General features: G+C 41.6%; 10 protein-coding genes, 1 pseudogene and 2 riboswitches. Of the genes and pseudogenes, 5 read left to right on the top strand and 6 right to left on the bottom strand.

Annotation, left to right across the window (positions count from 1 at the left end):
- Positions 1–117: 117 nt before the first annotated feature.
- The 3 genes from ACFWE9_RS14495 to ACFWE9_RS14505 all read right to left on the bottom strand — a co-directional run bounded on the left by ACFWE9_RS14495 (position 118) and on the right by ACFWE9_RS14505 (position 1,831).
- Complete coding sequence (locus ACFWE9_RS14495; RefSeq protein ID WP_230157101.1) at positions 118–270, bottom strand: hypothetical protein; 153 nt, start codon at positions 268–270, stop codon at positions 118–120.
- Positions 271–348: 78 nt separating this feature from the next.
- Positions 349–801 carry a GNAT family N-acetyltransferase gene (locus ACFWE9_RS14500; RefSeq protein WP_377357371.1) on the bottom strand — a complete coding sequence of 151 codons (453 nt, stop codon included), beginning with the start codon at positions 799–801 and terminating at the stop codon, positions 349–351.
- Positions 802–814: 13 nt separating this feature from the next.
- A complete protein-coding gene (locus ACFWE9_RS14505) occupies positions 815–1,831 on the bottom strand; it encodes a nitronate monooxygenase (RefSeq protein WP_230157103.1) in 1,017 nt (338 codons plus the stop codon).
- 141 nt (positions 1,832–1,972) lie between these two features.
- On the opposite strand from ACFWE9_RS14505, the gene trhO reads away from it, so the two are divergent.
- Together trhO and ACFWE9_RS14515 are read left to right on the top strand one after the other, a co-directional pair.
- Entirely contained in the window at positions 1,973–2,938 is a 966-nt protein-coding gene (trhO, locus tag ACFWE9_RS14510; RefSeq protein ID WP_230157105.1) for an oxygen-dependent tRNA uridine(34) hydroxylase TrhO, read from the top strand.
- Between the two features lie 571 nt (positions 2,939–3,509).
- A pseudogene (locus ACFWE9_RS14515) lies at positions 3,510–3,860 on the top strand (transposase); the annotation flags it as partial.
- Between the two features lie 147 nt (positions 3,861–4,007).
- Here ACFWE9_RS14515 and ACFWE9_RS14520 read toward each other — a convergent pair.
- Both ACFWE9_RS14520 and ACFWE9_RS14525 read right to left on the bottom strand, forming a co-directional pair.
- Positions 4,008–4,640 carry a superoxide dismutase family protein gene (locus tag ACFWE9_RS14520; RefSeq protein WP_230157107.1) on the bottom strand — a complete coding sequence of 211 codons (633 nt, stop codon included), beginning with the start codon at positions 4,638–4,640 and terminating at the stop codon, positions 4,008–4,010.
- Positions 4,641–4,809: 169 nt separating this feature from the next.
- Entirely contained in the window at positions 4,810–6,117 is a 1,308-nt protein-coding gene (locus tag ACFWE9_RS14525) for a CitMHS family transporter (protein ID WP_377357374.1), read from the bottom strand.
- Positions 6,118–6,349: 232 nt separating this feature from the next.
- Between ACFWE9_RS14525 and ACFWE9_RS14530 the strand changes: the two genes are divergently transcribed.
- The 3 genes from ACFWE9_RS14530 (at position 6,350) to ACFWE9_RS14540 (ending at position 10,092) form a co-directional block, all read left to right on the top strand.
- Entirely contained in the window at positions 6,350–7,561 is a 1,212-nt protein-coding gene (locus ACFWE9_RS14530) for an MFS transporter (protein ID WP_230157109.1), read from the top strand.
- A gap of 192 nt (positions 7,562–7,753) precedes the next feature.
- Positions 7,754–7,844: riboswitch (cyclic di-GMP riboswitch) on the top strand.
- 561 nt (positions 7,845–8,405) lie between these two features.
- A complete protein-coding gene (locus ACFWE9_RS14535) occupies positions 8,406–9,863 on the top strand; it encodes a SulP family inorganic anion transporter (RefSeq protein WP_230157110.1) in 1,458 nt (485 codons plus the stop codon).
- A gap of 82 nt (positions 9,864–9,945) precedes the next feature.
- The gene (locus ACFWE9_RS14540; RefSeq protein ID WP_230157111.1) at positions 9,946–10,092 is read left to right on the top strand and encodes a hypothetical protein; all 147 of its coding nucleotides are present in this window, start codon (positions 9,946–9,948) and stop codon (positions 10,090–10,092) included.
- Between the two features lie 91 nt (positions 10,093–10,183).
- Here the strand turns inward: ACFWE9_RS14540 and ACFWE9_RS14545 are convergent, their stop codons facing one another.
- Entirely contained in the window at positions 10,184–11,113 is a 930-nt protein-coding gene (locus ACFWE9_RS14545; protein WP_230157112.1) for a manganese-dependent inorganic pyrophosphatase, read from the bottom strand.
- A 293-nt stretch (positions 11,114–11,406) separates the two neighbouring features.
- Positions 11,407–11,587, top strand: a riboswitch (cobalamin riboswitch).
- Positions 11,588–11,671: the final 84 nt, after the last annotated feature.

The following is an 11,671-nucleotide window of genomic DNA, read 5'->3' on the forward strand; positions in this document are numbered from 1 at the left end:
AAACTGCATGTAATTTTTCGTCTATCGTATATTTAGTCAAAAAAACTGCACCTCCAATTGTTAGATGTTGTCTAACAATTGGGGTGCAGTTCATTATTTTGGCACTCTTTTCGCTTGCTATTTTTCATGTGGGTCTTTATGATTCGATTCAATTTTCAAAAAAGAATCCTTTTGACTTTTCGTTGATCGAATGAATATGAAAACGCCAATCGCAAATAAAAGCGGCATTAGCAAAGCAAAAAGAAGATAAATCATATCTCCAAAGAACAAGCTCATTCCCCCTAAGCAATTCGACGTGCACTTTTGACTGTAAAGCTTTTAAGTCAAACTTGGATGATCAGTGCTAGTCTAAATACTTTGTGACAAGCGAATCATATCCTGGCACTGAATCCCATTTTCATATATGGCCCCGGAATAGTTTCTATTAAAAAAATCGCGATCGACCCCAGTTATTCTAAAACCGCATTTTTGGTAAAGGGCAAGCTGCCCTATCCCCGAATTTCCAGTTCCTATTTCAATCGTTTTATAACCTTGTTTCCTTGCATAGTGAATGGCATGTTCTATCAATCGTTTTCCGATTCCCCTTCCATGGAGCCTTTCATCCACCGCAATGTTCATTATCTCTATCAGTTCAGGACCTTTTTGCAGCAAAACATACACCCCGATCATCTGCTTATCCATCTCGGCAACAAAGCATGTTCCACTTCCCAAGTATGCCTCTACCAATTCCCTTGAAGGATCTGCCAAAAGCAACAAGTGCATCGGCGGTGACTCTTCCATATCTAGTTTTCTTATCTCCACACAAACCCTTCCCTCATTTTAGTTCTTCTAAAAGGAGTTCCATCAATTCGGATGCCGGAAGCTCCCTGCTCAACCTAAACCCCTGCCCTGCCCACAAAGCCATCAGTTCAGGATTGTTTTTTTGTCCTGCCGCTTTTCGCATTTGCTTGGTCATGTGATGGACATAAGGATAGGCGGTTGGTGCAACGCTATCATATTCCGTTAAAAAATGGTTCACCAAACCGCGTGCCCTTCGGCCGCTGAAGGCCCGGGTAACTGAGGTCCGAGTAAATCGCGGATTTCCGAGAGCTTCTTTATGAACGGGACTTGCCCCGCTTTCGGGACAGCGAAGAAAAGCTGTTCCCAATTGCGCTGCTGTTGCTCCTGCTGCGAGCACGGCAGCGATATCCTTTCCATGCATCAGTCCACCCGCCGCAATGATAGGTAACTTCAGTTCATTTTCAATCATCCGTATCAATACTAAAAGACCGTAATCATCTTCTGTGCGGTTTTCAAAACTGGCACGATGTCCCCCTGCCTCAATGCCCTGAACACATAGCACATCCGCACCTGCATCCGCTGCCTTTTTTGCTTCCTGAAGGTTGGTTACTGTCACGACAATAAGGGTACCGACGCTTTGGAGCTCGCTTATTACATCAGATGAAGGACACCCAAACGTAAAACTGACGATCGCCATCCGGGCCTCTTTTAATGCAGTTAATTTATTTTGCCAATCATCATCATCGCTGTCGGCCTTTCCAATCGCAGCCCCCACACTCTTTGCCTCTTTTTCAATTTTTTCATGATAGGCAGATAATAACCTTTCATCCACCACCTCATGACCAGGCACAAAAACATTCACGCCAAATGGTCGCTCGGTCATTTGACGCGTCTGCGCTATCTCTGCTTTCATATCTTCGGCAGTCTTATAGCCAGCGGCAAGAAAGCCCAATCCTCCTGCATTGGATACTGAAGCCGCAAGCTTTGGAGTGGAAGCCCCTCCTGCCATCGGTGCTTGAATGATTGGATATCTCAGTAAATCTTTGAACATTCTACACAACTCCTTTTGATTTTTCTACATGCCCTTATCATTTTTACGTTTTCTTGGTATAATGATTGTCTGTAAGAGAAAAGTGTCTAGATGATCACCCTTTATATCTTGCAAATATAAAACATAGGTGGTAAATAAAAAATGGAAACAAAACCATATAGAGTATTACTTTATTATTTGTATGTACCTATCGAGAATCACGAAGAATTTACAGCCGAGCATCTTGAGGCATGTAAAGCCCTTGAATTGAAAGGCCGTATCTTGGTGGCATCAGAAGGTATCAACGGAACTGTTTCAGGTACGATCGAACAAACCAACCAATATATGGACATGATGAAAAGCGATTCCCGCTTTGCCGATATCGTGTTTAAAATAGATGAGGCTGATGGCCATGCTTTCAAAAAAATGCATGTTCGTCCACGCAATGAACTTGTCACGCTTCGATTGGAAGATGACATCAACCCGAACCAGATGACAGGCCAATACTTGAGCCCGAAGGAATTCTTCGAGCAAATGCAAGATGAAAACACGATCGTCCTTGATGCCAGAAATGACTATGAATTTGATTTAGGACATTTCAGGGGTGCAATCAAGCCAGAAATCACGAATTTCCGTGAACTTCCGGATTGGGTCCGGGAAAATAAACAAATGTTCGAAGGAAAAAAAATCCTTACGTATTGCACAGGCGGTATCCGCTGTGAGAAATTCTCCGGCTGGCTTGTCGAAGAAGGCTTCGAGGACGTTAGCCAGCTGCATGGCGGCATCGCAACATACGGGAAGGACCCCGAAGTCCAAGGTGAGCTTTGGGATGGCCAAATGTATGTATTCGATGAAAGAATTGCCGTACCTATCAATCAAAAGGAACATGTCATTGTCGGACGCGATATTTATTCCGGTGAACCTTGTGAACGCTATGTCAATTGCGCTAACCCTGAATGCAACAAGAAAATCCTTTGCAGTGAAGAGAACGAACACAAACATATGCGCAGCTGTACCCACGAATGCCGAGTGCATCCGCGTAACCGCTATGTAGTCGAGCATAACCTTTCTGAAGAAGAAGTTGCTGAGAGATTACAAAAAATCGAAGAAGCCATTACGGCAAAATGATTAAGCAACCCGAATCAGTGGACATGTTCCCTATTCGGGTTTTTTCAATATCCTTCATTCAATCCCCTCATAAAGAAACTAAATCTTATTTCCCTATACTAAACCTGAGCCTTTTTCTTCATCTCACTGCTTAGATTCACGATAAACTTTTTCTAACCGCAATATTCCTTACTCTCTTACTTCTATATCAAAATAGAAAAAACCTTCTTTAATCATAAAAAGAAAGAAATAACCCACTAACTCCTAAAGGGAGCTTCATACCCCATCTCAAACCCAATCATTTTAAAGCTTCTTGCAACACTAATCGGAAGTTTAGAATTTATTTGGCTGCATCTTTCTTCATTCAGATTTTTTAAAATTAAATCATCTAATCCTACTAATTATGATTTTCTTGATATTCCAAGAAAAAGAGATTCCTCTTTCTAAGACTCGCCCAGACTGTAGACAAATTCTCCTCCAGGCACTCGCTTTGCGCCTGCGGGGTCTCCCTTGGACGCATATTCCCGCAGGAGTCTCGTACCTTACGTTCCAATCAACTTGTTTTAACATTGAGATAGAATCCCTTTTGCTTCGGGCGAGATTTTTAAAGTACCCAACAACAAATAAAGAGGGCTATCCTGAGTAAAAAACCATTGAAATCCATTTGTGCGGCTTGTTCATTTTTATCACAGTGTACAGAAAGTAAAGACCTTCAGAAAGTGGTGACACGCTATATTTGGCAAGAATATTGGAAAGAAGCAGATCGTCATCATGAAGAGGTAAGACCTATATATGTGAAACGCAAAGAAACGATAGAGCGTGTACTCACAGATGCAAAAGAAAAGCATGGTATAGGTTGGACTACTTTAAGGGAATTAAAAAATTGTCGATGCAGGCGATACTTACTTTCGCTGCCATGAATGAGAAGAAGGTCGCCAACTAGACTTGGAGAGGTCACTATTCTCTATAGCTGCTTCAAATCCAATAAAAAATCAAAAAGGTTTCGGAATGAGACCATTCCGAAACCTTTTTGTCTACAACCTGAGCGATTCCTCTTTCGAAGAATTTCTCTCTCTTGTTTCCATTAAATTTATTTTTCTTCTGCACTTACAACTATTCCACAAGCTTGTCTATCTCCCGCATCACCAGTTTTCAAGGTATCTTCATCAGGTCCCTTTTCTCCATTGGCTTCATATCGGTCAGGAATATTGGCAAAGTTGTCTGGATTTGCATGAACAATGACAGCTAACTCTTCTTTCTTCAGTTGATCTATCGTCATATTATCCAATGTTGCCGTATATTTTGCCGTCCCATCCTCTTTTACAAATAGAGGGGGCATATCCCCTGCATGATGTGAGTGCGTTTCAGAAGTTGGATTGAAGTGTCCTCCCGCTGTAGTGAAAGGGCCATCCTTGGCATCCACCTCACATATTGCGTTTTCATGAATATGGAAGCCATGATAGCCTGGCTCTAGACCTTCCAAAGCTGTCTGGATCACTACAGCATTCTCTTCCGCGGTAAAATTGACAGTACCTAATTTTTTACCTTCAACATCTTTTACTTCCGCTTTCACCTGGGGATCTACATCTGTTTGTGTTCCTTGTCCCACTGTATTCATGTCCTCGGCATTTTTGCCGGCCTGATCTGTATCATCCGCGGAATTACATCCATACAGTATAAAGGCAGCACACATGGGAAGCATAAGTTTTTGTTTATAGTTCATGATAAATACCCTCGCTCTCTTATATGTATATTCTACTTATTACTTTCCACTATTATGGAAGAATAAACAAAAAGCGGGCTAAATAGGAAAATAGATTTCACTAGTGAGAGTAAACCTATTACTAAATTCACAGTCAACGATATTCCCCTAAGGCATATGGGCTCCATTTTCACAAAGTGATGACACCGAAAGTAATGGCTGCAATCGTCATGATGATGGTTGTCCCAAACGCCCATTTAAACAAGAATTTTTGGTGATCCCCAAAATCCACGCCTACAAGGCCTATCAATATGAATGTTGCAGGTACCAATGGCGATAATGGGAACCCTGTGGTCGAATGACCTAATAAAGCCGCCCTTCCGATTTCTACAGGGGCAATACCAAAGTTGGAGGCGGTTTCACTGATGATAGGCAGAATGCCGAAGTAATAGGCATCAGGTGAAAAAATGAACCCCATCGGAATGCTCGTCAGCGCCACCACCAGTGGCAAATGTGCCCCGAGCCAATCCGGAATGACGGTTACGATGGACGCGGCCATCGAGTCCATCATCTTTGTTTCTGTAAATACACCCGTAAAAATCCCTGCAGCGAAAATGAGTGTACAGATCATCACGAAACTGTTGGCATGACTTAAAATCCTTTCTTGCTGTTCTTGTGGATTCGGAAAGTTAACAAATAATGCTATCGCAAAAGCGGAGGCAAACAAGATTTGGATTGGCAGCACTTCCATCACCAACAATACCATCAGTAAAATCGTCAAGAGCCAATTAAACCAAAAAAGCTTAGATGGTCGTTTAGATGTGGTTTCTGCAGTTGCAGCCTGTTCGCTCATACCGGGTGGCATGGTCGTCTCCATCGAACTGACTCCTACTCTCTCTCTTTCCTTTTTGCCAAGTACATATGCCGAAAACAGGGTCCATAAAAGACCGCAAATCATGACCGGAATAAGCGGTATTAATAAATCCGATACTTCAACTTGCAGGCTCGCGGCCGCTCTTACCAACGGACCTCCCCAAGGAATCATATTCATGACTCCTGCACCTAAACCAACGACACAGGCCAATACGAGTCGGTTCATCCCTAATTTCATATAAAGCGGCAGCATGGCCGAAACGGTGATCATGAATGTGGATGAACCGTCTCCATCCAAACCTACCAATATGGTTATGATGGCTGTCGCCATGACAACCTTAAGCGGATCACCTTTTACAAAACTCAAAATTTTAGCGATCATAGGCTCGAATAAACCAACGTCAATCATTAAACCAAAATATAAAATAGCAAAAACAATCATGACAGCCGTTGGTGTCACCTTTAAAATACCTGTGACCATCATTTCTCCCATTTCGGACGCAAACCCGCCAATCAAACCAAAAGCTATCGCCGTAAAAATAAAAGCGACGACTACGGAGAGACGCTTTGTGATGACTAAGACCAGAAACGTTAAAATCATGCAAAATCCTAGAATAGTTAACATGTTATAAACTCCTTTAATTTGTAAATAAATAAATTTTTCTGAAAAATCAATATTTTCACATTATAACATTTGCACATTCATTAAAAAACCTACTATTTTATCCGAAGTCAAATTCTATATCCAAAGTCAAATTCTATAACCAAAGTCAAATACATTTAATAAATTAGTTAATTTCTGTATACTATTATTTAGGAACCCGAAGTATTTTTAAGAAAGAAGTGTTGCATGTAAAATGAATGCTCATAAAATTGCTAAACGGAATTTATTCATCATGTGGTTCGCAAATTTTTTCATAGGCGGAAGCATGACAATGGTTCTTCCATTCATATCTTTATACATTGGTACATTCGGCGATTATTCTACTGAATATATCCAGCATTGGTCCGGATGGACATTCGGAATCACTTTTGTGACTGCCTTTTTATTTTCTCCTGTTTGGGGACGGATCGGTGACCGGTATGGGAGAAAGAAAATCTTGATTGTCTGTGCCTTTGGGATGGGGCTGTCCATTTTCTTGATGGGATTCGTCGAAAATGTTTGGCAGCTATTCGTCTTAAGGATGTTCACAGGAATATTCACTGGATTCATTTCCATGTCACAGGCCTTCATATCAACCCAGACTCCGAAAGAAATTGCCGGACGCGTACTGGGAACGCTGCAAACGGGAAATATAACCGGTTCACTTTTCGGACCATTGCTTGGCGGCATACTTGCCGACACACTCGGCTATTCAACCGCATTTAAATTCACCTCGATCACCATTTTCGTTTCTGGACTGCTCGTTTTTGCAACAAAGGAATACCAAATGGAACGTCAAAAGGGAACAAAGTCGAGCTATACAAGCAGAGAGGTACTCTCGCATATCTTACGGAATCCCATCCTGGTGAATGTCATGCTCATTTCGACACTTGTTCAAGTTGCCCATTTCAGCATCCAGCCCATTCTTTCTTTATATGTTGGTGAGTTGCATGGAACTTCCAATCTTGGATTTTATTCTGGAATCGCCTTTTCTGCAGCGGGACTTGGAAATTTATTGATGGCGCGTCATTGGGGCAAAATTGGGGATCGGCATGGACATGTGAAGATCCTTGTGCTGCTACTTTTTCTGACCGCACTTGTCTACTTTCCTGGTGCCTTCATCAATCATTTTTGGCAGCTTGTCATTGTACGTTTCATACTAGGCATGGCAATAGGGGGCATCATTCCTGTAAGGATTGCCTACATTCGCCAAGAAGCACCCGTAGCAATGCAGGGGGAAGTCCTTGGTTACAATACGAGTCTACGCTTTTTAGGCAATATCATCGGACCTGCAATGGGCGGAATGGTCGCTGGTTTCTATGGATTCTCCGCTGTTTTCATCACGACCAGCACCTTGCTTCTCATCGCTGGACTTGTCCTTTATTTCGCGATGCACCGCAATCCAGAGCTAGCCAGATCACATTGATCATTTTTCGCAAAAAAGCCTGCTTCCAGATGGAAGCAGGCTTTTTTATGTAGTGATAGATAGATACCTCTAACTGGATTCCGATACAGGCAGTGATATCACTTTTCTTTGACCTCCTCACCCCTTAGACTTGAACCATAAACTGATAAGTATTTTTATTCCTCCTCAAAAACGCATCACATTTTATGTTAAGATTATTATAGGCAAATTTTATGAAAGTAAAAGACGCAAAGCCACGGGCCTAAACCAACAACTTAGTTGTCATGGCAGCCGGGTTGCCAAGATTTATCTTGATTAGATCGTTTAATTAATTATTTCTTGCCCCATTTTTAATTTGCCTAAAATTAGAAAAAAGAGGGTTATATATGTTTTTTCCAACCATTTATTCAGCTAATACGGATGAGAGGCACATTGTTAAAGATAAAAATACGTGTGCATGCGGTACAAGATATAATGTTTTCGCCATGTTGACCAGAAGCGACCTTCGAAAGATCAGATTCAAGCATTATAAAGAAGTGACATGTACAAAATGTAAATCAAGTATTATTCATAAGGACAATTAGTCCCTTTTCACTTGATGGGTTCCTTTCTCCTAGAAATTGATAGAACTCGCCAGTTCTACCCTCATCACTCCCATGTAAGGTTAATAGGTACAAGTACATCGTTCCGATAAACAAAAGCTATCTTACACACCCTGCCCCCTTATGCCGACCGCCTGTAAATGATAAGACATGAATAGCCCCTGATTTGCCGTTTCAATAATCCATATAGATAGAAAGAAGGACTCATGCTATAATTTAGTGCGTTAAAAAATGAAATTCACACACATAAAAGGAGTGTTTCTTTGAATACATCTGCATACAAACAAGAATGGTCAGGCAACATTAGGGCAGATGTTCTTTCTGGTATTGTCGTAGCCTTGGCATTGATTCCAGAGGCGATCGCCTTTTCGATCATTGCAGGTGTTGACCCAATGGTTGGTTTATATGCCTCATTTTGTATTGCCATTGTCATCTCTTTTGTCGGCGGTAGGCCAGGAATGATATCGGCTGCCACTGGAGCAATGGCACTCGTCATGGTCGATCTTGTTAAAGATCACGGTCTGAACTATTTACTTGCTGCAACAATACTGACTGGTTTGCTGCAAATTTTACTAGGGGTCTTAAAAATCGGGAAATTAATGAAGTTCATCCCAAAGCCAGTCATGAATGGTTTTGTGAATTCTTTAGCCATCTTGATTTTCACGGCACAGCTCACCCATTTCGTAGGTGAGACATGGATCATGTATGTCATGACGGCTGTTTCATTAGCTATCATTTATCTTTTTCCACTGATCACGAAAGTCATCCCTTCGCCATTGGTCGCCATCATATTCATGACAATTGTCGCAGTTACTACGGGTGCTGGGGTGCGGACGGTTGGGGATATCGGACAATTGACAGAAGCACTTCCGATGTTCATGCTTCCAGATATCCCTTTGACCTTAGAAACTTTGGCGATCATTTTCCCTTATTCCATAGCCCTTGCGTTTGTCGGGTTGCTTGAATCCTTGTTGACGGCCCAAATAGTCGATGAGATGACTGACACGGACAGCAATAAAAACAGGGAAGCTAAAGGCCAGGGCATTGCTAATATCATCGCCGGATGTTTTGGGGGCATGGCAGGATGTGCAATGATCGGTCAATCCGGTATCAACATTAAGTCAGGAGGAAGGGGCCGTCTCTCGACATTTGTAGCTGGCGCTTTCCTTATGGTATTAATCGTGGTATTCAATGACGTCCTTATAAAAATACCGATGGCTGCACTTGTCGCGGTCATGATCATGGTTTCCATCGGAACATTTGACTGGTCCTCCCTAAAAAGGCTCAAGGTGGCTCCAAAGACGGATTCAGCCGTGATGATCGTGACGGTTCTCATTGTTCTTTATACGCATGATTTATCAAAAGGGGTTTTTGCTGGAGTGCTTTTGAGCATGATTTTCTTTTCAGCAAAAATTTCTAAAGTGACCGTGGAGAAAACGGCAGACATCCAGGGTAAGAAAATCATTTATCGTATCAGCGGGCAAATATTTTTCGCTTCAGTGGAGGACTTTATTTCGAAGTTCGATTCTAAGGAGAAAGCAGATGTGATCATCATCGATTTTTCCCAATCTAAAATATGGGATGCGTCTGCTGTCGGTGCCGTTGATAAGATTGTTCTTAAATATCAGCTTCACGGTACACCCGTCAAAGTGCAAGGTCTTGATCATGAAAGTTCCTTATTGCTTGAAAAACTCGCCACTACAGAAAGTAAAATATCTTGAAGAAGTAAAATTCTGCTGAATAGAAACGTTTCAAACCGACAAAATAGATACATGAAAACTATTTGGAAGGAGCGAAAAATTCATGACATCCCAACAGGATTATTCGGCAGCAAATCTGTCACCTGATTTATTGAATGAACTGAAAAACTTTGAAAGCAAACTTGGCGAGGAAGCCAATAAAGAACTGATTGTCATCGCCTATGAAAAAGAGAAGGATGCTTTGAATTAAGTTAAAAAGACTCAAACACCATTATATGGGAGTGTTTGGGTCTTTTTTTGCGCATGAAAAAGGGTGCCCGAAAAGCACCCCTTTTTCTCTATTATTTACTTAATGTGTCCGTTAAAATCGGCACGATTTGTTTTTTACGCGATACAACGCCTTCTAAGACGGCTATGTTATTGTTTAATGTGACGTTATATGCTTTTTCCACTGCATTCGCAGCTTTTCCAAGAGCAAGGGCAACAGAATCATTGGTCAAGATATCCGTTACAACGAATAGGAATAAATCCAATTCCTTCACAGAGATGACCTCTTCAATTGCTGCTTCCAATTCGGCTTGCTTGGCAAGCACTTCGTTCGGATCTACGGCATTCACCTGGGCTATTTCCACTTTAGCCATTCCCATGGAGAATTCTTTTGCATCAAGAGTGATTAGCTGGGCAATCGTTTTGTCGCTTAAATCAGCTCCCGCCTTCAACATTTCCAAGCCATATGCTTCGGCATTGACTCCTGCAATATCAGCCAGTTCCATAGCTGCTGCAACGTCTTGCTCTGTGCAGGTCGGGGATTTGAACAATAAAGAATCGGAAATGATGGCAGACAGCATAAGTCCTGCAATTGCTTTAGGGACTTCAATTCCGTTTTCTTTATAGATTTTATTTAAAATAGTTGCCGTACAGCCAACTGGTTCCGCACGGTAATATAAAGGATCGCTTGTTTCAAAGTTAGCGATACGGTGATGGTCGATAACTTCCAGCACACGGACTTGGTCAATATCTTCAGCACTTTGCTGGCGTTCGTTGTGATCGACAAGGATCACGCCATCCGCTTCCCCTGCCACTTTTTCCACAAGACGAGGAGCTTCGAAATTAAATTGATCCAACGCAAATTGAGTTTCACCATTCACTTCACCCAGACGAACTGGTTCAGCGTTGATACCTAGTTGCTTTTTCAGATCTGCATATGCGATTGCTGAACAGATTGTGTCTGTATCCGGGTTTTTATGTCCAAAAACTAATACTTTTTCCAAGATTTTATCTCCTTTTTCATAAATATTTTTCCGCGAATCCCCTCAGCGCAATAAAGGAGAGCCACCTTTACAATACACTTTATTTTAACACAAATGCCCGTAAATTCAGTGCTTGAATTGTCCATTATCCAATAAAATCTTTCATTCCTTTTCCCTCCACCTTCACTTTGTCAATAGATAAGGGTTGGTTTTTCTCAAATATATTAGTTGAATTATCATCGTATATGGCTTACGATAATATAAGCAGAAATACTAGATATTGATTACACAAACAACACTACTAACTATATATAGAATTTTTTATAATCCAAGGTGCCAGTGATGGCTGAAAAGGGAATCCGGTGCAAACCCGGAACTGTCCCCGCAACTGTAAATGTGACGAAATGAGAAAACCACTGTATAGCTCTCTATACGGGAAGGACTCAAAGTAGGATGATCATGAGTCAGGAGACCTGCCTTGATTTTTTCACGTTTCTTATTCTTCGGGGATTGAGATGATGAAACGATAGTTTAACGGCTATTTTTTCATGGCTCTTTATTCTATCGTTTGATCCGCTC

The organism is Peribacillus sp. NPDC060253 (assembly GCF_042727425.1).
GTDB lineage: Bacteria > Bacillota > Bacilli > Bacillales > DSM-1321 > Peribacillus.